We start from the raw sequence: 22,196 nt of genomic DNA on the forward strand, positions 1-22,196 counted from the left end.
AATATAGCGAATGTGCATTTATTTTGCTATTGTATTTATAAATTAACGAATCCGGGTCTCATTCCAATTTTTTCCACTTTCCTTTTTTGAAATACATATTCTTAAACTTTTTCGAGTTAAAAACTAAGAAAAAATTCCATGCATTTCTGTATGTTGTCGGATCAGTCGCTAAAATATGATGACCAGGCTGTTCCATATTTATCATTAATCGATGCGATTCGTATGGCTTTACTGTCTGAATAGTTCCTTTTACGGTGTTGATTATTTTATCTTTATCCGCTACATAAAAATAAATCGAATCATTGTTTCGTATTTCAAACCGAAAACTATTATACTGCCAATCAGCCTGTCGCCCTTTGAAATAATCGCGATCAATAACGTATGTACCGTAGTAATCATTTTTAGACAAAACCTTCTGCGCAAATAACCATTGAATTGTTACTGATAGCAATCCCATGGCGGCTACTCCAATCCAGATCAAGCCAAGGGCCTTACCAAAGATGGATCTTTTTGATATTAGCCAGATTACTAATAGAATACCCGATAAGGGCAGGAGTAAAAAAAGGAAAAATAAGTTAAATCCAAATCCCATTTTCTTATCTTTTCGTTATCAGTTGTTTCGTCATTTGAGCCGTACCCGCTGTTGTTGCCAGCAGTAGGACCTCACATTTGGAATGTGTCAAGCCAATACTTGCTTTTTTTATTTCCATGTAAGATAGGTAAGCACCTCAAAGATTCCCACGACTAATGATATCAGCAAAAAGATACCAAGGAGGCCACATCCGATTTCCGCGGCGCGGTGTTTCCACGTTTCTTTAGTTGCTGCGCGAGCCTGTTTTGAATTTATTTCTAGAGGCTCTACATAACGTATTACGACCTCAGAACTTTTATCTATCCATTTGTCCTCATCTGTCATTAACTTTACCGTTTGGTATTCTTTGTTTACTGTCTGGACTTTTAGATCCCGAGCGGCACATAAAAGTTGATAAGCAACCAGTCGTAGACCTTCTTCGTTGGCCCGGATATAATATTTCTCCTCGCTACGACCATCGTCGTCATCGAAAAATATAGCGAAACGCCCATCCTCAGCAGCCTCTTCAAAAGGCTGGCCATCCAGTATTACATCGAGTTTTGCCTGATCCATATTATTAGTTTTTCTCTTTGACTCGGTTAATAAATCAAAATTATAACTTGTAAGTTACATGAAAAATTGATTTCATCGGGAATATCCCACTTTTAGGTCATCGCCGATTCTATTTTGAGATCCTCACTTTGTATCTCGTATAGCAACGGTTCTACCGTCGCATAATCCCTTATTACCTTTATCGCCAGGAGTGCGAGAGGTATGCCGATTAAACTAGATGCCATGTCAAGCCATGTGCTTAACAACAGGTCGTCCACCGTGTTTGTATTTCTTGCTAGACGTAAAGCTATTTGACCAAGGATGCTGTTGATGACCCAGAGCGTCCACCAAGCGATAACGGTCGATGTCGATAGTTTTACACTGCTTTCTATGCTGTTTTCAGTTAAAAGTTGTTTCGTTTTTTGATACAATTCTTTCGTGATCTGGTACGGCTTAAAAAGGTTGATAATCGGCAAGAACCAACTTATTGCTACGTCATTGCTGGAATACGATACATAAGAATCCACTTGACTCAGATTATAGTAAGCCCGTCTAAACCATTTAATGAAAGTAACTGCCGAAATCACGAAGCATACCAGATATACTCCACCTATGATTTGTTGTCTGAGGTCATTCGCTTCAGCAGCTTCTTCAGATATTTCAGGCGCATACAGCAATCCGTATTGGAGGTATGCTGAAATAAAAGAAAAGATGTCGAGTATTAGGATGACCCATATCAATGTAATTGCAGTTTTTGCTCTCCGGGCATTAGGTCGTAATGAATTGTGCATTTCATTCACATCTTTAGTTGTTAGGTCATTCATATATGCGGTATTTACGGGAACTTAATTTGTTTCGTCGACTTCCATTGATGTTCAATTTTTTCCATCAGTAAGGCATTATCAAATTGTACAGTTCCTGTCGGAAAAATATCCCTGTCATCGAAGAAGCTGGACTTTACCTTTTCGACTTCCAGCGGAGAAATTTTCCATTTATAGGTGTCCAGTTCTAGTCCGTCAAAAGCTCTTCCATTGGGAGAATAGCCGATAGATCCAGCCTTGAAGAATTCGGAGGCGTCTTTCAGTGTTTTAAAAATGGAATTTTTGTCGAAGCATTCGCTATGCTTGGCGTCAATATGTATATACGTATTATCCGAACTGGTAAAGTCTACATGATAATGGCCGTCCTGTTCGTTTACATTGAATTTTGCAAAGAAATGCTTCCCCGGGAATAATCTACCTCCGACCAGTGCATTTAGTTTTGATGAGGTATCTCTCCTAGGGATAAATACACCCTCTTTTATCTCACCGTTTTCATCCCATTCCACAGCAATCCGATGAGCCCCATTTTCAGAATTTACACCCATGAATTTTGGCAAACCCTTAGGTCTGATATTTTTAAGCCTAATCAGGCAAATTCCGACAACAGCTTTACTGCGATATATTTTTGGACGGAAGGGTGGCGGTAGGATACGTTGAACATATTCCGGCTCCGCAACGAAGTTTATGAGTAATCTTCTCTCGATGATTCCTTGAATAATAGGGATTCTCATGAAGGTTTAGTTAACAATTTTTCTGCATTAATTTAATAAAATACGGCTATTTATGGCATACTAAGATAATGATTAATTGTAATAAAAAGCTAAGCTGCTATTTTAATTTTCATGTTTTGGAATGTTAAACAGCAGTATTATGGAGATGATCAGAATACAAATCGCCGAAAAAAAATTTCCTTAAAATGCGTTTTTAAGACAATCATTTACATCTCCTGTTATTAAAAGGCTCTAAAATAATTTGTAAATTGCACTATAACTAAGTTTTGGATCTACAGTGCTGCAGCGTTTCTCATTAATCGTATTCCTTCTAATTTGGTCCCTGCAAGCGATCGGGCAGGTCAAGCAAATTTTGGGTGATACTGTTGGTTGGGATAGGCAACATGCATCTTTACTGAAGGAATTCCAATTGCAGGAATTTGTAAACCTTAAAGAACCAACGTCGTTTCGGTTTTGGAATGGCATACAGATCGTGGAAATTTCAACCAAAGACGGACGACCTTACGGCTGCATTGTCAATTATATTTACCAAATAAACCGTCGTAGATCCGATCGGGAAGAAAAGCTTCATTCGAATAGAGTAGAGCTAACAGGACACCAAATTGATCAGATTAATCGAATAATAGAAGAGTCGAATATAGCAGAACTACCTTCACAAAAAGATATACAAAGGTGGCCGCTCGGTGTTGATGGAAGGATCTATACACTTGAATTTAGCAATGCGCAAAAATGGCGGGTGTCCTCTTATTGGTCTCCAGAAAATATAGGTTTGTCGGAAGCTAAATTGGTTACGTCATTTGTACAGCAGCTTGAGGAACGCTTGCAACTTGCGGATCAATATAGAGTTTTCCTTACAACAATACCCAAGAAGGGGTGTTATCGATATGGTAGTATGGCTGTTATTTGTTACACGGACAATCCCTTTTATCTAGGCTATACCGCTACGCAGAGATTACCTGTTGGCTATACCGTGTCAAAGGGATTAAGCATTTTTGAAGGAAAGCAGTTTCTGAACACTTATTTTCATCATAGATTTTCCCCACATACTAAAAATCACGACATTCAAATCCAAACTGCCGTTTCTAACCTCTTTTTTATTAACAAACTTAAGGACTACATTAATTTAAATTTCAGGCAACGGCGGTTTGCCGCAAATCAGCATAAATTTAGCAACATCCAGCTTCTATACGGTCTAGGTAAAAATGATATGCAAGCAGGCCTGGGTGTTGATTACCTTAATGTTGATAAATTACAAAAAGTTGGAGCCAGGTTCTACTATGCTTATTGGGGCTGGGATCATCTAGATTTTTATGGACGAGCTTCAGTATTTTCCAAGATAGATTATCAGCTCGGTATTTCGAAATATCTCGGCTTTAACAGGAACTTTATGAAAGGCTTGAGTATTGGGCTGTTTTATGAAAGATTTAGGCACGGTAACGAGGTGGGGATCGATTTAAAATTTTCTGTTATGTAGGGCCTGGGTTTATTTTTTATACATTTTTCTTATTTGTCCCAATTTTCTTCAATGAATTTTATTTCATTGTCAGGGCCTTTTTTGAAATAGAGCTGAGAATAGGAGTCTATGTCTATTGTCGCGGTCACATCTGCCCATACAATTGAGGTGGCGAAGCTCGCAGTTAAGATAAAATTAGTAAAATATCTGCAACGTTGGAGAAGAATTTTTCACCACTTTTGCCAAACCGCCGTGAGCGGCGGAGAGGTCATATATTGTCTCTTTTGTTCGAATAGGATTTATATTTTTCTCCGAACTCTAATTCCAAAGTAATTCTGATTAACGCAGGATAAGCAAACCAAAATTTGTCCTTAATTCTTTCGTCAATATACTCTTCGCCATATTCAGATTTATAATATTGAACATGAAAGTCGTCTAAAGGATCCTCATCGATTGCAAGCACTTCTTGTCTGTGCCTAACAATTAGGTCTAGAAACATTAACTTACTGGTCACACCAAAATCTAATAGTTCTTGCAGTTCCTCTGTATAGTCACAAGATGCAAAGTCATTCTGTCGTGGTAGTGTCTGGCGAAGAACTTCATAAATGTCCTTTTCGGTTAGTGTCGATTGCATAGTTTGCTTTTATCATAACTCTTGATGTTGTCCTTAGAGTGCAGTTTGTATTCAGCTTCGTCATAAAACTTGATAACCTGTCTTCCAAAACTAAGACTTCAATTGGCTCTTTCAATTTGTATAGGTTTCACTAAAATTTACTAATTTATTTAAGTGCATACGAATGGTCATGGAGGGATTATTCAGCCCGTTTGATGCAACCGCGATGCAGTACCGAAGATAACCCTTGTTGGTGACAGTTGTTATTTCTATATTCTAAGTTTACTTTAGTTAAAGATAGCAAATTTCTTTAGGAAGTTATGTTGGTTTTTTGGAGCCTTAAGGTTTTACTGACATCGTATAGCATTCATAATTTGACATTAATCGGCAATACGGAGTGGTTTAATTACTTCGGGAGGTTTATCACCTAGTACTATTTTACTCAAAGAATCCAAATTAAAGATATCTACGGGCCCTGTTCCCGGTGGAGTAACATAGAATATTCCGTAAATTTCCGAATCTCTATTGACAAACGGATTTTCACCATCTTTCAGTCTCACTAAACTATTATCTTCAAGTTTATATGTACCATAGGGCAATCCATTCACCGATTTGTTCTGTTCTGCAATATCTTCTCTTTCAAGCAAAACTGTCTGCCACTTTGTACTATCGTAATCCATGCTATAACTGCCGTTCGCATGGACATGATACCAGCCAGTAATGCCGTCATTATGTTTGGGAAATACAAAAAGGGAATCAGAATAAACTACATCATTAGTATGAGTAGATACTCGACGGAGATAATAAAGTGTATCTGCACCGCTGCGCACCTCTATCATCGCATATATGATGTAGTCTGCTAAAAAATTCAAGTCTTCAAAGAGATATTTCAAAATCACTGAACTGTCTGCATTCGACCAAGATGTTATTTTGCCACGTTCAAGTTGCTTAATTTCGCTAAATGATACTTTTCTGAAATTTCGAGTATCTGCGGAGCAACTGCGGGACACCCACCATGTGATGCAAAGGAAGAACAAAAAAATAATCCAAGTTTTTAGTTTCGGCATATACATGCTATTAAACATTAGTCGTTGTTAATATACGAACTCCAAAATAGTTCTTCTTCTGTCAAAAAGGTTGTCCTACATTTTTCTTGTATATTAGGCAGAAGGCTTCGTCGGCTTGTCCGTAAAGCTTTTCATAGCCGTCTAACTTATTGATATAATCATCCAGCCCTCTATTTGTTAATGTTGTGGTTGGTTGTAAGTCTGAAATTGTAAATGGAAATTGACTGTTATTCGGATTTGGTGTATGTAGGAATAATGCATCATTACAACTGGCAAAGTCGAGTAAAATTGAATATAGCTGAAAGTCTGTTTTCAGCCTTTTTGTCTTGTCAACAAGTATATCAAAGTGTCTAAACAACTTGTCGAGATGTGGTTTTCGTCTTTTAAAACAGTTATTACCATAACCATTCCAGTCAAAATGTAGGTGCCAATTCTCAAACCAAGTTTCAGGATTATCAAAGTCAAGGCAAGTCGCTTTATCCAGGTCATTTTCTGTCGCTAATTTTTTATAATAGCGTCTGGATCCTCTATGTTTTTTTATCCCGTTCATTCAGTTTTTTCCGTCTTCCTAAAATTGGTTATCACTACTTTTTCGGTTCGTTATTAATTTTTCTTCGGTCATTATTTTAATTGCTTTCTCCGTTTCCCCTTGCCCGTTTGTCAATGAACCAGGAAGCATTATTAATCGTTTTTTTATTTTGCCTTGATCGTTTTCAAATAGCACTTCAAATCTTGAACGTGTCAAGCCGACAATTGCTTTTTTTAATTTAACTTCTTTGATTTTTTGTCGGTCTATGATTGGTGTCGCAGAGTTACTGATACTATTAAGTATTCCGTAAACTAAATACGCTCCCAAAAGTCCGAATAATATCGACTGTACTATTTGTCCATTTCTATAATTGTCGAATGCGAAATAAAAAAGTCCGATTGAAAGTCCACCGTAAATAATTAATATTCTTGAAATATTATCTCCAACCGTTACGGTCGTAATATTTCCGGTAATTCCGTCACGTGTAAGAACAATCTTATCCGGTAAAACATGGCAAAAGCCTGTCTTTGTTTTAAATGTCTTTTCGTTATCCATTGCTTTATGTGCTGTACGTTATAGTGATCGCATAAGGGGTACCACGAAACACCTCATGAAGCTACTCATTCCGTTTGCCGCAAAGCGTACGTTAGCGGCTTGTCGTTTCAAACTCTTGATTCGTAATATCTCTTTCTTTTTCCTGTCTGATTTTTACGTTGGTCAGATTTATGTTTTTACTGGTATTCGTTGTTGTCGCTTTGCATATTACTTTCGGCAGGCCGAGAACCTTGTCTGATCACAACTCCGTTCCAAAAATAGTAAAAAAGTGGAAACCATTTGATCTATTGTTCTCTTAAATTAGTGATCTGTTTTGAGTCTTTGTTACTTTTTTTGCTAAAAATATTAGTTTTTATTGTTTTTAATTTTTATCTTTAACCTATTAACCCGATAAACTAAAAGTATGAGCCGATCATCAAGACGTATAGACGACCCGATATGGAAATCCATCATAGAGCAAACATTTGGGCATTTTCTAAATTTCTTTTTTTCCAATGCTAGGGAAATCTTTGACTTTGACCGGGAGTTTGAATATCTGGACAAGGAGTTTGAGAGCCTATTTCCACCCGAGCCCAATAACAAGGGGGTGCGTTATGTCGATAAGCTCGTAAAAGTTTATTTCAGGGATGGGAGTGAGCAGTTTGTGCTCTGCCATGTAGAGGTACAGTCGAGCAAGGGAAAAGGCGACCTCGCCCAGCGGATGTTTGAATATTTCTACCGAATATCCGATAAATACAAAGTACCTGTTACAGCCATCGCGATCCTAGCCGATGGAAATAGAAATTACCGTCCGGCTATTTATGTTCAGGAGTTTATGGGTACGAGTCTTACCTATAGATTCAATAGTTACAAGATATTGGATCAGGACGAGGCCGTACTTCGGACGAACGACAATCCCTTTGCGGTAGTCGTGCTCACGGCGTTGCTGGCGATCCTTCATCGCAATGTTACAGATGAACAGCTGAAAGAGATCAAGCATGATCTCTATGGAGAAATGATCAAGCGTGAGATGGATAAGGACACGCGGCAGGGTATATACGACTTCTTGGCACGTTATGTGAGTTTTAAAAATCAAACAATGTTTACTATCTTTGAGAAAGAGGTAGAAGTAAAAACCGGAAGGAATACTACAATGGGAACACGAGAATACTTATTGGAAAAGGCTAAAAATCAAGAGCGTGCAAAAGCTGAGAAGTTGTTAGAGCAAGAACGAGCCAAGGCTGAAGCCGAGAAACGTGCGATAGCTTTAGAATTCAAAAAAATGGGGGTGTCTATAGCTGATATAGCTAAAGGAACAGGCCTGTCCATTGAGGAAATTGATAGCTTGGTGTAGAGCTTTCCAATTTAGATAGATATAGCAAGCGTTCTGAATCAGGACGTTTTTTTTGTGCCAAAATAAGGATATATAGAGATAGCCTTATATGTTAATTCGGCGCGGGACAAAGTCCACGCGCCAGCGATTTGCATATACCGGGGCGAGCGGAGATCGAATAGTTAAACCCGTCTTGTCAGGATTGATAAGTTAGTTGTCGTTTCATGAATCGTAATTTCTTTCTACTTATGACACACAGTTGTCACAACACCATTTTATTTTTGTTGGATTATATAAAAATGCGAAAAAATGGACAACAAAACAATTACAGAAATTCTTGCTTCACAGTATAAGGCAAGTCTTGGTATGCTTCGACAAGCGGCAGGAAAAGTTCCTGACGAACAATGGAATAATGATGAATACAACAATCCAAACTGGCAAATTACCTATCACGTTTTGTGGGCAACAAAGTACTATTTGGGAGCAAACAACGAAAGTTATGTTCCCTTCGAGAATGCTATTGAAGGAGCAGAAAGCCTCGGTGGTTCACAGGACTGGGAAAATGTTAATGAAGGTATAAAAGTTGAGGGATTTCATACAAAAGGAGAAGTATTATCTTTTGTCGACAAGGTGACAAACAATTTGCAGACTACTATTGAAGCACTTCCTCTTAACGATAAATCAGGCTTTGAATGGTATCCATATACCCGATTGGAGCTTCATATAAATAACATAAGACATATCCAACATCACACAGCGCAAATCATTGAGCGCTTAAAAGCAAAAGGGATAACGGGATTTTCCTGGTGGGCAGACGAAAATCAACCGCAGGGATGGTAACAACAATGACCCGCTAATAACTAAGTTTTCGTCTTGCCCGCAGGGCTAAGGATGAAAACTTAGTTATTGTAGCCAGTTTTTTTAGTCGTTTGGTAGCTTCCACTATAGATTCAGTTACTGTTATGTATGGGTTCCATTCAACTTTATAACTTTCAGTTTACTATTTTTACAGGAACCTTCTACGCAATTCGGATATACAGAATGGTTCGTGATATACAATTGCGGTAGTAACGTAGTTCTACTTAAGCTATAAAAATGAAACTGAAGACAGATTACAGAAAAATAAAAGCTATTCTGATTATAGGAGTCGCACTTTGTCTATGCGCTGTTATAACTTACCTGAAATTTGAAGGGATCGGCAAGGATTTTTGGACTTGGTTCCTTTTTGTATTGGGCTTTCTATTCATTGCAATCGGATTGCTAGTAAGGAGTGAATTTACATTAACGGATACATATTTAGAAGTAAATAATATGCTCGGATGGAGTAGGAGAAGAATAAACCTTTCCGACATACAAAGAACTAAAACTATAGATAAACAATTCCCCATGACAGCCTATTTGAATAACCCCATATGGCTGATTTTAACAGACAAAAAGTTTAAAAGAATTAAAAAGTTTAAGCTTTTTAGCAATAAAGGTAAATTATTCACGATTGACGGACATCTTCTTATTGACAGCGATTATGAACACCTCAAGAAAAAATTGAAAAAGTAAGGTACAACAACGACAAACATTCTCGGACGCAGTTCTAAAAGGCTTCTCTAGAATTAAATATATAAACTATATGGGTAATTTAAGAACAAATGATCGCTTCTCAGTTCCGTTCAACTAAGTTTTGATCTCTGGTCGCAGACAAGACGAAAACTTAATTATTGTCTGCTGTGGTTGTCATTTAGAAGTTTCCATATATTCAGGAATAGTCACAATGATTTTTATGTCAGAACGCAATGCAGATTTAATCAAAGGTATTAATCGAATGGTGCAAATGCTGCTATTTTCCATTTTTTGTCTATTTTTCTGATTACCAATTTTGGTGCAGCTACATGAATTAGCGTACCCATCTTTACGTAGCCTTCAATTCTTTTATCAATGGTATTGATTTTTGTAAATTCCGAATTTGTGAATTCATGGTCGATTTCCACGATGTCATAGTTCAAAGTAGCAATTTTTAAAGAATTTGTTCTAGGTTGTTCATAAACTGTTACATCAGATGAAATGCACACAGCTGTAGAATACCAGTCGAAGTCGTATGTGTGTTTATTAAAGGCTTTCTCAGACTGAGCATAGGGGATGCAAAAATATTCACCATCATTTTCCCAGGTTCCGCCCATAGTTAATATTTGGTCAAGAGTTTTCCATAATTCAGATTCCTCAGGTCGGTCAAGCTTCCAGTTTTTAGAAAATTCAATTACTCCATGAATGCCCCCGCCATAACTTACCGTGATTGCAGTATCCAATGACTTAAACAATTCGGAGGTGTCTTTTTCTGAAACAATTTTCTTCAGTTTATCTATAAATGCAACTAAAGTTGGGTCGCTACCACTTTCATCAATTGGCAAGATCTTATAATCGCTTTGCCCTATTTCCATCGAAGAGGGCTGTTTGTTTAACTTATTTGTGTCTACCAGCGTGCTATTGTCCACTCTGTTTTTATTATCACCACAACCCATAAAAGTCAAAGCAAATAATACGTAAAATATTCTTCTCATGTTCGCCTTATATGGTCATTGGCATCTATCATCTCCACTCTATTGGAGCTGCACAGTACTATCAATTAATAATTTGCCTCCCCTAAAATTACTAAAAGCGCAGGCATAAAACAATGGAAATCTACAGTATTACGCAATCTAACTGCGTACTTGAAACTTTGTAATGCTTTGATTTTATTCTTTTTTAAATTTAATGGGCTGTTTTTTAGTTCGTTGCATGCTTTTTCTTATTGTTTTTTAATTGCGCAAAAAGGCTGCGTCATCCTGTACTGATCTTTGTGGTGTTCCAATCTATAGATTAGAAAATTAAAAATGTTAAAACTTTAATTGGTATGGAAGATAAGATAATAGACAAACTGAATGAAATTGCTCGAGCAGAAAATGTGACAATATTGTTTGCTTGCGAATCCGGAAGCAGGGGATGGGGATTTCCTTCTGTAGACAGTGATTATGATGTAAGATTTATTTTCGTCAGGAATATGGAAGATTACTCTTCGGTCTTCTTGCCGGATATGGATCTGAAATTCCCGATCAATGGCGAACTTGACGTATCAGGATGGGACATCAAAAAAGTGCTGACCTTATTATTTAAAAGCAATGCTACACCCTTCGAATGGATACAATCACCGATCGTCTATCACGAGGAGAAAGGTTTCAAAATAAGTTTTTTAGAGCAGATTGAAAATTTTTTCTGCGCCCGTAGGCAGGTACATCATTACTTGGGCACGGTTCGAAGCAAGATGATGGATCTTGATCGCAAGACCATCAGGTTGAAGTCGCTATTTTATATATTGAGATCATTATTGGCGGCTGAATGGAGTATTGTCCATAATTCGTATGCTCCAATGGCATTTGAGGATTTAGCGGTCTTATTGCCCGATAATATCAAAGACGAGATAAAAGCACTTTTGTCTTTAAAAAGTAGGGTAGACGAGCGCTTCGAGTACAGGTTGTCCTCGGATATAAAATCATATATAGGCGAGCAGTTTCCATATCTTGTACGAGAAGCGAAACTTCTTCCCATAACCCAATTTGAAAAGCAGAAGTTAGAAGAATATTTGAAATTTACACTTTATAGCCATGACTATCAAAGAACTCCGTGACCAAGGTTTAATACTATTTGAAGCTATAGTGGGAAGCCGGGCATATGGCCTTGCAACGACCGGGTCAGATACAGATATCAAAGGCGTATTTTATCTGCCGCGCGATCAGTACTTTGGCAGCCAATATATTGCGCAGGTCAACAGCTCAAGCAATGACGAGGTATATTACGAACTGGGACGCTTTGTGGAACTGCTGTCTAAGAGCAATCCCAATATATTGGAACTTTTAGCAAGTCCGGCGGAGTGCATTTTGTACAAAAATCCCATTTTCGAATCGTTTCGGGTAGAAGATTTTATTACACGAGAAACCGTATCGACATTCGCACGGTATGCGATGGTCCAGATCCGCAAAGCACAGGGATTAAGTAAGAAAGTCAACAATCCTATGGATCCAAAGCGAAAGAGCTTAATAGATTTCTGCTTCATACTGGAGGGCAACGACAGTATACCATTGAAAGAATGGTTAAGGCTAAGAAAGTGGAAACAGGAGGGTTGCGGATTGACCAAGATAAACCATACCAGAGATTTGTATGCTTTATTTTACGATCCCATCGGTAATTTGGAGTACAAAGGAATTATTGCTAAATCGGGGAGTCAGGAGGTATCCTGCACATCGGTTCCCAAGAGCGAAGTCCTACAGGCCTATCTTTTTGTAAATCAAGATGCCTATTCTTCGTATTGCAAAGCTTATAAAGAGTACTTTGATTGGGTTGTTCGACGCAATGAAAACCGTTTCCAAGGAACTTTGAAACATGGGCAAGGTTACGATGCGAAGAACATGATGCATACGATCCGATTGCTTGAGCTAGCGAAGGAGATATTGCTAGATGGCATATTATCGGTAAGAAGGCCGAATAGAGAATATCTGTTAAAAATAAAAAGCGGATATTATTCATACGATGACCTTTGTCGGCAATCAGAGCGGTTAATGAAGGAAATTGATGTTCTTTCCAAATCATGTACTCTACCCGAACGACCAGATTCTCGCAAGCTCGCGCAGCTTTTGGTCAGTATAAGGGAGCAGTTATATAAATAGTTTTCTCTTTGAGATCTATCGAACTAGAAAAAGTAAAGAACGCGTATCGCTGGACAATCTATTCCAACCTTAGTACTGATTGGGCCGTCGAGGTAACCACGGGTATTTCCTGATATATCCAATATCGGAAATACCCTCGTTTGAACGTGTTATTATTGTCAAATGTGTTGCCGTACGATTGAAACTCCACAATCTAGTTTCTTCTTGAATTCGTTAATAAAGTCTTCCCTAAATTCCGGCAAATTCCAAAACGTAAATCCCAAGTCGCTAAAGCCCCAATCCGGTTCAAATCTATAATTGTGGATTTCAGTCTCTAGTTCGCATCGAGTACACGATAAGTTGTCACTTAGTGCCTTATTCCAAGGATCTAGATCCCAGTCGTCAAATGCTATGTTCTTATTGCAGTGTGGACAACTCAGTACGTTAATGAAGTTCTGTCCAGTGTCAAACACTTTTCGTTCTGTTACGATTTCAAGCCCATTGGTTATAAGATCAAAAGGCAACTTGTCTGGAAAAGTTGTCACTTGCTTTGCACCGTCAGAGATCGCATATCCGGTATTTGAACTTAAAATGCAGTCTGATGGTGCAGCATTAACTATGTTCATAGATAGCAGCCAGTTCAAAATTTCCTTTGCCTTGGCTTTGTTGTCCGGATAATTTGATCGTCTCGGAACGATTGAGATACTGTGGTCACTCATTATTGGTCGAAAATTAGATAGAAAAAGATGTGGTTTTTACTCTGTAGCTCTCCATTAAATCGGTTATTAAACGATACGCATATTAGCTAGTTTCTATTATATCTTCTACAATTATGTCCTTCAAAATCACAGAAATGATGGTTGCGTCTTTTTCAAGAACAATCTCACCATCCACATCGTAAAATTCACTTCCTTGATCAGGAATCATTATACTAGTGACATTAAAATTTTCAAAGTCTATTTTTGCATTTTGATCGTCTAACTGGTTTAAAATAGTATGCCAATTATCCTCTATTTTTTTAAAATATTCAGTCTGGTAAAAGGAAATTTCCGTTCCGTTAATAGGAAATAGTAATTCGATATTTTTGCCCATTTTGGAATCAATAAATCCTTTGTAATTTTTCGTGCCGTTAAATTCAATAAAGTTAAATTTCCCGATGCTGTTAAGAACTGCATTCTCATGTTCTTTTTTTGAGGATTTAAAAAAGCTAAATATTCCCATGTTTCTTCAAGTTATTTTTGGTTACTCTTGCCCATACGTTATTGGTAATATCTTGTTATGCGGTTGGCTTCTTGTGTGTTGCACGTTTGGTGTCATTTGATAGTGTTTTATTGTTTGATTTTTGCCGTTTGCTGCTTACATTAGACTCTTTAATTTATTCTCGTTCAACTTGTAAGGCCAATGATTCTCCTCGTAAGACTGTGAACAGAACTGTCTTAAAACGATACGAAATGGTTCAAGTATTTCTTTATCGGTTCCTTTTATTGTCAGTAGCAGTGTATTGTTGGCACTCCCACCATGGAGGTCTTGTGTTTCAATAATTGTCAAAACGATGCTTTGTCCTGCTCTTTCAAAGTCAAAAAAATATGCTGCCGGCTCAAGCCACCAGGTTGTTCTCCTAAGTTCGTTATCTTGTAGGTTGGTAACTGTATTATAAAGTTCCTCAATCGGATCATTTAAAACGTCTGAAGCAGCAAATTCCAGATGAAAGTCCCTATGATGGATTTCCACCGGTAGCCAACCGTGTTCAGGTATACCTAATGCTATTAAAACAGAATTGTCCATTTTGCTATCGAATTTCAACATGCAGTTGCCACTAGTTTCATATTGATATGTTGCAGCAAGATAATCAAATTGTTATACAATTTTAAGTAGTAGAACTCGGAAATAATTGTGATAGTATATTTACGTTTGGTTTCCGGCATTTTTGTTAGCTCTCTCATTAAATATTTATAATGCAGATTTTTATTATTTTTACAAGAGCCGTTTACGCAATCGGATATATAGAATGATTAGCGATACAAAGTAACGGTAAAAGGTAGTTAGCGGTCAGGCTAAAAAATAGCATAGACAATGAAATGTGAAAGTTGTAATATAAAAGAAATTGAAGTTGAAGACCTTGCAGACGAAGGACAAAATCCTTTTCGTCTGTGTTTGCCTTGCCACGACAGATTATTGAATAAAGCATTAAGACCTTTGGAGTTTTTCAATTTAACTGCCATTCACGGACACGCTTACTATTTACACGATGACTTTTACAATTACGGCACGGGAGAAGCAACACAATCGGATATTGAAGTAATTGATGCTGAAAAATTTCCGTTTCCAGACATTGAGCAGTTCAAAGATGATTTAAATAGACTTATTGACTTTTCATTTGTTCAGTATTTCACGGATGATTTTGTTATCACCGAACTTCAAAAGTTCGACAAATTGGAAGTCCTTAAAAGACTTAAAGAAAAGGTAGATTACAATCGTGCTATCAATTACAAAGCCTATGAAATTGCTGGAAAGATAGTCGGGAAGACAGCAGAAGAGTGGATAAAGAAAGAATGGGCTAATAGACGAGAAAATGAACTTCAACTATTTGCAGAGCCAATCGCAAAGTGTGTGGATTTTGACGACGCATTTAAAATTCTTAAAACAGAACTTGAAAGCGGAGATGACAAATTTTTAACCGAAAATGTTTCTGCACTACTCTATTTTCAAAGCGACAAGACACTTGACTGGATAGAAGAAGTTTGTGAAAGAATAAAAGATATTTCTTCAAGTTGGGGACAGCTTGCTGCAAGTTCACAGTTTACTTGGGAAAGAGCAAATAATTGGCTGACAATCGGACGGCCTTTGAGTTTGATAGCACTTGACAGCTTGATTTATTGCACTACAAATGGGAAAAGGTTAAATCAATCTCTTTGGTTACGAAAATTGAACCCAAGACTAGTTGACAATCCGAGACCTGAAGTCCTTGCTAATAGGCTTAGAAATTATTTGACTGTTGATAGTGTTCCAAGAACCAAAAATGCGGTAGAAACAATTATCGAGAATGTGTTTGAAGCGACAGAATAAAGAAGCCTGAACTCCCTAATAAGGAGGAACCGGTAGTCCACCTGTTTACTCTTACATGCTCCATCTATAGCCTCCTATTGTTAATCATACCTATCTTTACACTTTTTAAATCCGTAGTTATAATATACCCGTTTTCAAACGCTTATAAACGACTATAGTCGTTTATAATACAGCTAATATTTTTAGTTTTTTAGATGTTTGCTTTATCATTTATTCATGTTAACGTAAACACTATTTAATTATGAAAGAGCTAGAAAATCCCGTATTCATTGACCCTACTACCGATGAGGGGTTCAAATGGTTATTTGGCGATAAGATTAATCTTATCAATTTTCTCAATATCATCTTCCGGAGCCTTAAGGTCATTGTCGATCTCACCTACCGTGATACCGAGCGGGTCGGGGCAGCAGAAGATATCGGTACGGTTATCTTCGATCTGATGGTCGAGACCAGTACGGGGCAGGAGATCATCATCGAGATGCAGACCAGCCGGCATTCGAATCTCAAGAAGCGGATGCTATACTATGCGAGCAAGGTTATTTCGGACAAAGCGCCCCATGGCGACCGCAGAGGCTGGGCATACTCCCTTCCCGAAGTGTACACCATTGTACTGATGGATGGTTTCCATATGCCCGATAGCAGCAGTAGGGATCATTTACACGATATCTGCCTGTGCAATAGAGACTCGGGAGAAATATTTTGCTGAATGTGTTTTATTTATATGGCCAGCAAGAGTCTTTCGTTGAAATTGCCAAATATGCAAATTCAACTCAAGAGTTTTACGAAGGATTGGGGTTTATTTACATGGAACTCATTAACTTTGTAAAAGGCGAAGCAGAGTTGGAGAGCGAGCTGGACAAGGTATTTTTTATGCTCAAGAATATGTCCAGGTTAAAGAAACTGCCTCGGATACTGAATTCGGGCATTTTCCAGCGGTTTTTCCAGCTGGCGAGCTACGCAAAATTGACAAAGGAGGAGCGATATATGTATGATATCAGTTTAAAGCGCAAATGGGACGCGGAAGCCGTTCGACAGGCGCACGAGGAAGATAGGCAGGAGTTATTGGCGAAGCAGCAGGCACTGGAGGCACAAAGGCAAGCATTAGAAGAGAAGCAGCGAGCATTAGAAGAGGCGCATGTGTTAAATTTAGCCCAGGCTAAAAAGGAAGCACTTGCCGAAGGCGAGCGCAAAAAAGCTATAGAATCCGCACGGAGGATGTTAAGCAAAGGCTATAACATACAGGAAATCTGTGATCTTCTGGGTCTTACCTTAGAAGAGGTCGGGAACTCGAAATAGTTTTTAAGTTGCCTCGGGAAATCAGTTGCTGAGATAGCTATCCTCCAAAATATACAAGCGTTCTGAATCGGAACGCTTTTTTTGTAGCCAGAATAGGGATATACAGAGCTAGCTGTCAAACTAAAAAGAATTAACAATTTTTAAAAAAGTGGACATACATAAAATTTTCAACGTTGGGATAGATCAAAAAAATGTTATTTGTCCGCCCGATCAAGTTTTCGCCCGACCGGAATTTGAATACCTGCTGACTATTGGTGGTGACCTAGTTGATGACGAAAAAGAATATGATAAGCTTAAAAAATTCTTAAAGACAATTGGTGAGACCGAACTATACATCTGTGAAAACTTGGGAGCAACGGTTACAGATCGAAAATCATCATTCAAAACAATAATAAATCTAAAAGAAGGCTATAACTTTTTCCAAGAAAAAGTAAGGGAATTTGAACCTCCTTTCGGTTGGTTTACAAATCACTTTTATGTGTATGGTCAAAATGAAAATTGGGGAATATACATCTGTGAGTTTCCAACAATTAATATTATTGGTTGCAAAAGAGATCTTTCAGAAGAATTTAGGAAAGTATTTTTAATCAATGGAAATGGTTATGCCGATTTAAAGGAGTTTGTTGATGCTGAATTTCAGACGCAACCTGACCTTTTAAATAATTTTCTTAGGCATTACCAACTTGAAGATAGCGATTAAAAAAAAGAACTGAAGGGATGCGAACCGCGATCAAGATTGTTCCAGCGTCGTGTAAAATTTGTAAATTAGCAGAACGATTCGGCTTAGCAACCGTTATTGGCAAATTTTCCTCAGTGTTTACAGAATAAAAAGCTGGTGTAAATGAATAAAGTAAAATCAAAATTGTATCGGAAAGTAAATACGAAAACATACAATGTCCACCATAATTTTGGAGGAGATTTCAAAGATTCGAGAAATACCCGCCAAGAAACTATACAGCAAACCAAGGGCTCTATGTTTGGTAAAAAACAAAGAGGATTAGATCATACTCCTTTATATAGATTTCTTTTATCTAACGTCGGAAAAAAATGGGATGAAGTATACGGTGAGGCAAAATCTAGATTAGACCGACCTGAGCCAATATTTCATTTAGTTGCTTTAAATGAAAATAACAAGGAAGATTACGTCCGTACCGGAGAGTCTACCTATTTTTCTGGATTATATGTAGATCGAGAAGGATTTTTACAAATAACAAATCCGAACCTGGAAGCAGCACATATGAAACCTTTTTGCAGCTGTTGTACCCACACGTTCAACGGAAAATTATTCGGAAGCAGATAAAATCATTTACATAATTTTACTTCGTTTACGTCAAAGGGTAAAATATTCCAACTCAAGTTTCGGGAGGGCCGTTGATCGGATTGAGCCTGAAAACCCCGATCTGGTCCGTAAGATTTGGGATGCGGAAAAATATATCGATGAAGATGTATTGACACCAGATAGGTCGCCGATCGACGGCGATGATGCGCTTTCGATGATCGATGCCTTCATGGTTGGTTATGTAATCCAACTTGCCGTTGAAACTGATAACTAAGCTGGACACCTTAATTAAATAAATTTATAAGCCTCTTCCCCAGAAATTACATTAATAATCATAGTAGGAAGATTATACATGGGCATGGATGTACAACAATGAAAGGTCTCATTCGTCTTTGGGGCAGTTAAGACCGACAGCATAACAATAGCAAGTCAGGTAAATTTTCTAATTTAGCACGCTCCTAGATTTTGGGAGAGGTTAATACCATTTTTAATGCAAAATAATAAAAAAGTCGATTATTGGAGAGTAATTATATCTTCTAGTGTTGTTATAGGGTTCTATTTTTTTTATCTAAACACTTTTCGTCGGATAATTATATTAATTGTTATTATAGTTTCATTATTGGGAGGTATTATCGGTTATATCTAATCTATAACGGAATTGCGTTCCGCTTCGCTACCTGGATAAAGCTAAACCCTTTATTCTCGGGCGTTCTCACATTTTACAAAGGTAAGCACATGATTCTGAAACCAAATGGTAAGACTTTAAAAGTTACTTCTATAGGTCAAATGCCCTACAAATATGAATCAAAAAATAAATCCAACAGCAATCTCAAATCTACTCCTATCTTTTTGTCTAAAAGAAGGCGTATCATTTAACGTTTGGATATAGTTGAACGAAGGGACAATAAACATCCTTAACGAAAACCCGTTTAAATTTAGACGCCTGTTCAGTTCAACAGATAATTGCGCTTGCCAAAATTCAGCAGTAAGATAATCATACAGTGGGTAAGAATAAAGATCGTTTAATTGTATTCCCGCAAAATCACTTTGTTTAGATATCGCCGATCTATAGCCTGCATTTGCAGCTACAACTAGATGGGTGATGTCTTTGAGCTTAAACCATTTTTTTGCGTTCAATTGTGTGAATAGCGTAGCATACTTTTGAAAATAGCCCTCTGGATAATGATTGGTTTCGCTGTTTCGGTACTTTCCTGAAAGCGATAAGATATAACTATTGTCCAGATCGGCGGCTTTTCTCCAAAACACATATTTGAAATCTGCACTGACGGTATTCTCTTTATGTTTGACGGACTGGTTATAGACCTGCCAGATGTGTTGAGCATTTCCGTCAACCATCTGTATCTGGTCAAACCATATTCCCTTCGTTGGATTGTAGTCCCCCTTGAGATGCAATTGATGGGTGGTCTGCTTATCTTGCCGAAATGATGCAATATTGGCGATATGATAGCTGGATTCCTCAAAATTGCCAGCCTTGAAAAATGAAGATACACTACCGTCCCTAGCAGATTCCTTGTTCCTCAGGTAGCCTATTTCTACTATATTATCCAAGCGCCCGGTGTTATATGCAATCTGTAAATCCCCGCCGACGCCATTGCCATCGTACCGTCTGGAATATCCGGTTCCCGTTCTGCTAATGGCATTGCCCAGTCCCTGGAACAGGAAAAAATGATGGACCCAGTTGCTATTTACGGAGGATATCGAAATATTCTCACGATAGCCTTCGTACGTTAAGTTTGCTCCGAAAAGCCAATTGTTTTTTTCATAAGTCACTCCTGGACGAATGGTATAACGTATCGCATTCATTAACGGCCTTGGATCGGTCTGATCGGCATTGTTTCCTGCTGAATACTTTCCGAACAAACCAACGGTTAGGCTCTCGTCCTGGTTGATGGACGTGATCACGGCTCCTTCCATCGAAAAGATTTCGCGGTCGTAGTCTCCTCCAGTTGAGTCGCCCAGTGTAAAAGGGTTATGTGGATTTACAAAGAGCACGTTATTCCATTTTTGTTGTTTCAGATCGCTGATACTATAGCTTGCCTTTCCATAGAGGTTCACTTTGTTAATTTTATCGTAGCCTTCTAAACTAATTTTATGGTGGATGTTTTCCCTAGCTTGATTTATCGGGTAAAACTTTCCCATTTCCTGATCAAATCGATAGTCAAAGCGGATCCCTTTCTTGTCGATCTTTCCGTAACCCACTGGTTGATTGGTCTGCAGGTAGCTATTCAGTTCCTGAATCAGTCCGAATTCAGTAGCTGTACGAAAAAGGCTGTCCTGAGCAGTAACCTTGTGAATCGATACAATCGAAATTGATATTATCCAGTATAGTAAACAGAATTTCATAGAATGCTATATCATATAATTTGAAGAATCTGCCCGGCCAACTATAAAATAGCCGGGCAGCCTAAAACTATTTTTTATGGTTCGACAACCGTTGAATGCACTTTAGGCGAAGGTGTCTGGCCAGAAAGGAAGTCTTCGGTCGAATTATTCGTATCCTTATATATCGCTTTACCGTCGATAATTTGCTTTACCTTACGACGGGTGCTTTTAGCGCTGTATGTTCCTGTTGGATCATACGCGTACCCAGCGTCTAAATCAGCCGGCATTCTCTTGTACCGTCGCGAAGGATCCGTATCGACAAACTCTACCGCATCAAGGACATATTCCTTGTTGATCAACAGATATTGCGTGGTAGCACTAGCGCCCGGCTGTGTAGAAAAATTAGCTGCACTTTCCACATAGGCTTCAGGTGTAGTTCCTTCTGGTAATTTAAAAACAATGATCGCAGCACCAAAAACAGAATATAACTGATCGACAAAAGTCGTCGTCGTCGTATAGATAACTTTCAAATTAGGTACACCTGCAGCATCAGCGTCACGTCCACCGTTCAGATCTCCTACATAATATTCCCAATCTGCATTGCCCAGATTGACAGGCGAATTTGGATTACCTGCTGGGTCGCTTTTGTGATTGATACCGTCCTGAGCGATCACTACACTTGTCCTTGGCTGTAGTGGATGTTGTGTGCCGTTGCCCGGAAAAACAGCCGTATAATTTTGTACAGGCAACCTGCTCTGCAGATTTCCCGCAGCATCTACCCAGACGGAAGGCGACCAGGAAGTTGTCGGAGTTAGTCCACCGATTCCGATACCATCCAGATAGATCACTTCATCTGAATTATTGTATAGTTCGAGAAACTGGTCTGAAAAATAATTCCCCCCCTCTGGTGTCTTAGAGCCTGTATAGTAGAATTCCTTGATAACCAGTCCACCTCCTAAGGCCGCCGCCGTCAATGTGATCGTTCGTGAGCCATTTTCAGCAATCGTGATATTACTTAAGTTACCATTGAAAGCAAATTCTTCCGTTTCGCCGACAGCCGTAAAATTGTAAACGCCCGAAGACAAACGAAAATTCGCGACACCATCTGTTCCCGTGGTCGCGGAGTGATTGGCTCCACTGAGTGTATTGGTGGCTGTTACCGCTATTCCCGAAGCCAAGCTTTCCGCATAACCTTCAGGGTAATTAACCGTGACCGCGACTTCATACTGCAGCGCGACATCATCGTCATCCTTACACGAGGTAACAAATAATAGACTAAAGACTGCGAAGATAAAAATCGCTGTCAGTGGGATAATTTGAGAAAATTTGTGTGATTTCATA

At 38.4% G+C, this 22,196-nt stretch carries 25 protein-coding genes; 11 read left to right on the plus strand and 14 right to left on the minus strand.

From position 1 onward, the window contains the following. Positions 1–58: 58 nt before the first annotated feature. From FAZ15_RS19885 to FAZ15_RS19900, 4 genes are all read right to left on the minus strand, one after another. On the minus strand, positions 59–592 hold the full coding sequence (locus FAZ15_RS19885) for a hypothetical protein (protein ID WP_136903119.1): 534 nt from the start codon (positions 590–592) through the stop codon (positions 59–61). Between the two features lie 108 nt (positions 593–700). Beyond that, the gene (locus FAZ15_RS19890; protein ID WP_136822378.1) at positions 701–1,144 is read right to left on the minus strand and encodes a hypothetical protein; all 444 of its coding nucleotides are present in this window, start codon (positions 1,142–1,144) and stop codon (positions 701–703) included. Positions 1,145–1,236: 92 nt separating this feature from the next. Then, positions 1,237–1,947 carry a DUF4328 domain-containing protein gene (locus FAZ15_RS19895; protein WP_136903120.1) on the minus strand — a complete coding sequence of 237 codons (711 nt, stop codon included), beginning with the start codon at positions 1,945–1,947 and terminating at the stop codon, positions 1,237–1,239. Between the two features lie 11 nt (positions 1,948–1,958). Further along, positions 1,959–2,675 carry a DUF2071 domain-containing protein gene (locus FAZ15_RS19900; protein WP_136903121.1) on the minus strand — a complete coding sequence of 239 codons (717 nt, stop codon included), beginning with the start codon at positions 2,673–2,675 and terminating at the stop codon, positions 1,959–1,961. 352 nt (positions 2,676–3,027) lie between these two features. Here FAZ15_RS19900 and FAZ15_RS19905 point away from each other — a divergent pair, with 352 nt between their 5' ends. After that, complete coding sequence (locus FAZ15_RS19905) at positions 3,028–4,149, plus strand: hypothetical protein (protein ID WP_136903122.1); 1,122 nt, start codon at positions 3,028–3,030, stop codon at positions 4,147–4,149. A 247-nt stretch (positions 4,150–4,396) separates the two neighbouring features. Here the strand turns inward: FAZ15_RS19905 and FAZ15_RS19910 are convergent, their stop codons facing one another. From FAZ15_RS19910 to FAZ15_RS19925, 4 genes are all read right to left on the minus strand, one after another. Further along, on the minus strand, positions 4,397–4,762 hold the full coding sequence (locus tag FAZ15_RS19910; protein WP_136903123.1) for a hypothetical protein: 366 nt from the start codon (positions 4,760–4,762) through the stop codon (positions 4,397–4,399). Positions 4,763–5,121: 359 nt separating this feature from the next. After that, positions 5,122–5,808 (minus strand): hypothetical protein, encoded by a 687-nt coding sequence (locus FAZ15_RS19915; protein WP_136903124.1) that lies wholly within the window; start codon positions 5,806–5,808, stop codon positions 5,122–5,124. 61 nt (positions 5,809–5,869) lie between these two features. Then, positions 5,870–6,358 carry a hypothetical protein gene (locus FAZ15_RS19920; RefSeq protein WP_136903125.1) on the minus strand — a complete coding sequence of 163 codons (489 nt, stop codon included), beginning with the start codon at positions 6,356–6,358 and terminating at the stop codon, positions 5,870–5,872. A gap of 18 nt (positions 6,359–6,376) precedes the next feature. Continuing rightward, a complete protein-coding gene (locus FAZ15_RS19925; RefSeq protein ID WP_136903126.1) occupies positions 6,377–6,892 on the minus strand; it encodes a phosphoribosylaminoimidazolesuccinocarboxamide synthase in 516 nt (171 codons plus the stop codon). Between the two features lie 403 nt (positions 6,893–7,295). On the opposite strand from FAZ15_RS19925, the gene FAZ15_RS19930 reads away from it, so the two are divergent. From FAZ15_RS19930 to FAZ15_RS19940, 3 genes are all read left to right on the plus strand, one after another. Beyond that, positions 7,296–8,225, plus strand: coding sequence for an RpnC/YadD family protein (locus FAZ15_RS19930; RefSeq protein ID WP_136903127.1), 930 nt, complete (start codon positions 7,296–7,298; stop codon positions 8,223–8,225). 288 nt (positions 8,226–8,513) lie between these two features. After that, positions 8,514–9,044, plus strand: a complete 531-nt coding sequence (locus FAZ15_RS19935) for a DinB family protein (protein WP_136903128.1) — start codon at positions 8,514–8,516, stop codon at positions 9,042–9,044. A gap of 255 nt (positions 9,045–9,299) precedes the next feature. Further along, positions 9,300–9,758, plus strand: a complete 459-nt coding sequence (locus FAZ15_RS19940; protein WP_136903129.1) for an EbsA family protein — start codon at positions 9,300–9,302, stop codon at positions 9,756–9,758. 254 nt (positions 9,759–10,012) lie between these two features. Here FAZ15_RS19940 and FAZ15_RS19945 read toward each other — a convergent pair whose 3' ends face one another. Next, positions 10,013–10,753 (minus strand): hypothetical protein, encoded by a 741-nt coding sequence (locus tag FAZ15_RS19945; RefSeq protein ID WP_136903130.1) that lies wholly within the window; start codon positions 10,751–10,753, stop codon positions 10,013–10,015. Positions 10,754–11,085: 332 nt separating this feature from the next. On the opposite strand from FAZ15_RS19945, the gene FAZ15_RS19950 reads away from it, so the two are divergent. After that, positions 11,086–11,856: a nucleotidyltransferase domain-containing protein gene (locus tag FAZ15_RS19950; RefSeq protein WP_136903131.1), complete on the plus strand. Its 771-nt coding sequence runs from the start codon at positions 11,086–11,088 to the stop codon at positions 11,854–11,856. Beyond that, positions 11,834–12,892 (plus strand): DNA polymerase beta superfamily protein, encoded by a 1,059-nt coding sequence (locus FAZ15_RS19955; protein WP_136903132.1) that lies wholly within the window; start codon positions 11,834–11,836, stop codon positions 12,890–12,892. Before FAZ15_RS19950 ends, FAZ15_RS19955 begins: the two co-directional genes overlap by 23 nt. 158 nt (positions 12,893–13,050) lie before the next feature. On the opposite strand, the gene FAZ15_RS19960 is transcribed toward FAZ15_RS19955, so the two are convergent. From FAZ15_RS19960 to FAZ15_RS19970, 3 genes are all read right to left on the minus strand, one after another. Beyond that, complete coding sequence (locus FAZ15_RS19960) at positions 13,051–13,497, minus strand: hypothetical protein (RefSeq protein WP_136903133.1); 447 nt, start codon at positions 13,495–13,497, stop codon at positions 13,051–13,053. A 175-nt stretch (positions 13,498–13,672) separates the two neighbouring features. Continuing rightward, the gene (locus FAZ15_RS19965) at positions 13,673–14,092 is read right to left on the minus strand and encodes a hypothetical protein (protein ID WP_136903134.1); all 420 of its coding nucleotides are present in this window, start codon (positions 14,090–14,092) and stop codon (positions 13,673–13,675) included. 135 nt (positions 14,093–14,227) lie between these two features. Continuing rightward, complete coding sequence (locus FAZ15_RS19970) at positions 14,228–14,677, minus strand: hypothetical protein (protein ID WP_136903135.1); 450 nt, start codon at positions 14,675–14,677, stop codon at positions 14,228–14,230. A 267-nt stretch (positions 14,678–14,944) separates the two neighbouring features. Between FAZ15_RS19970 and FAZ15_RS19975 the strand changes: the two genes are divergently transcribed. From FAZ15_RS19975 to FAZ15_RS19995, 5 genes are all read left to right on the plus strand, one after another. Further along, positions 14,945–15,937 (plus strand): hypothetical protein, encoded by a 993-nt coding sequence (locus FAZ15_RS19975; RefSeq protein ID WP_136903136.1) that lies wholly within the window; start codon positions 14,945–14,947, stop codon positions 15,935–15,937. A 241-nt stretch (positions 15,938–16,178) separates the two neighbouring features. Then, positions 16,179–16,643: a PD-(D/E)XK nuclease family transposase gene (locus tag FAZ15_RS23020; protein WP_136903137.1), complete on the plus strand. Its 465-nt coding sequence runs from the start codon at positions 16,179–16,181 to the stop codon at positions 16,641–16,643. Positions 16,644–16,645: 2 nt separating this feature from the next. Then, positions 16,646–17,233: a PD-(D/E)XK nuclease family transposase gene (locus FAZ15_RS23025; RefSeq protein WP_136903138.1), complete on the plus strand. Its 588-nt coding sequence runs from the start codon at positions 16,646–16,648 to the stop codon at positions 17,231–17,233. 148 nt (positions 17,234–17,381) lie between these two features. Beyond that, a complete protein-coding gene (locus FAZ15_RS19990) occupies positions 17,382–17,933 on the plus strand; it encodes a hypothetical protein (RefSeq protein WP_136903139.1) in 552 nt (183 codons plus the stop codon). Positions 17,934–18,074: 141 nt separating this feature from the next. Continuing rightward, positions 18,075–18,533 carry a hypothetical protein gene (locus FAZ15_RS19995; protein WP_136903140.1) on the plus strand — a complete coding sequence of 153 codons (459 nt, stop codon included), beginning with the start codon at positions 18,075–18,077 and terminating at the stop codon, positions 18,531–18,533. A 783-nt stretch (positions 18,534–19,316) separates the two neighbouring features. Here FAZ15_RS19995 and FAZ15_RS20000 read toward each other — a convergent pair. Both FAZ15_RS20000 and FAZ15_RS20005 read right to left on the minus strand, forming a co-directional pair. Beyond that, positions 19,317–20,876 (minus strand): DUF6850 family outer membrane beta-barrel protein, encoded by a 1,560-nt coding sequence (locus FAZ15_RS20000; protein WP_136903141.1) that lies wholly within the window; start codon positions 20,874–20,876, stop codon positions 19,317–19,319. Between the two features lie 74 nt (positions 20,877–20,950). Beyond that, positions 20,951–22,195: a DUF4876 domain-containing protein gene (locus tag FAZ15_RS20005; RefSeq protein ID WP_136903142.1), complete on the minus strand. Its 1,245-nt coding sequence runs from the start codon at positions 22,193–22,195 to the stop codon at positions 20,951–20,953. Position 22,196 lies beyond the last annotated feature (1 nt).

Origin of the sequence: Sphingobacterium olei (assembly GCF_005048855.1) — a bacterium.
Lineage (GTDB): Bacteria > Bacteroidota > Bacteroidia > Sphingobacteriales > Sphingobacteriaceae > Sphingobacterium > Sphingobacterium olei.